2 tRNA genes (1 of these 2 running past the window's edge) are annotated in these 302 nt (G+C 51.7%); both read right to left on the bottom strand.

The window, feature by feature from the left end:
- Nucleotides 1-22 (bottom strand) — tRNA-Asp (locus tag B2R29_RS04475) (it extends 325 nt beyond the left edge of the window).
- Between the two features lie 5 nt (nt 23-27).
- A tRNA-Val gene (locus B2R29_RS04470) sits at nt 28-103 on the bottom strand.
- Nucleotides 104-302: the final 199 nt, after the last annotated feature.

Here is a 302-nt window from a genome sequence, read left to right as displayed (position 1 = left end):
TAACCAACTGAACTACCAGTCCACATTTGGTGGGTGATGACGGGATCGAACCGCCGACCCTCTGCTTGTAAGGCAGATGCTCTCCCAGCTGAGCTAATCACCCACTACAGAGTGCTTATCTTTTTCCGTATAGCTGCGTTGTTCCTCGTTCGCCCCTTCGCCTACCAGGTGGTATGTCTCAGGGTGCTCACTGCGGTACGCCTTGCTCTACGAAAAAATCTTTCACACATCAAAAGCGTTGTTGAGGTTAAGTACTCAACGATTTGAAAGTTGGCGGACTGGACGGGACTCGAACCCGCGAC

It is taken from the genome of Thalassolituus sp. UBA3500, assembly GCF_002377545.1.
GTDB lineage: Bacteria > Pseudomonadota > Gammaproteobacteria > Pseudomonadales > Oceanobacteraceae > Thalassolituus.
This window is presented reverse-complemented; position numbering and strand designations above follow the sequence as displayed.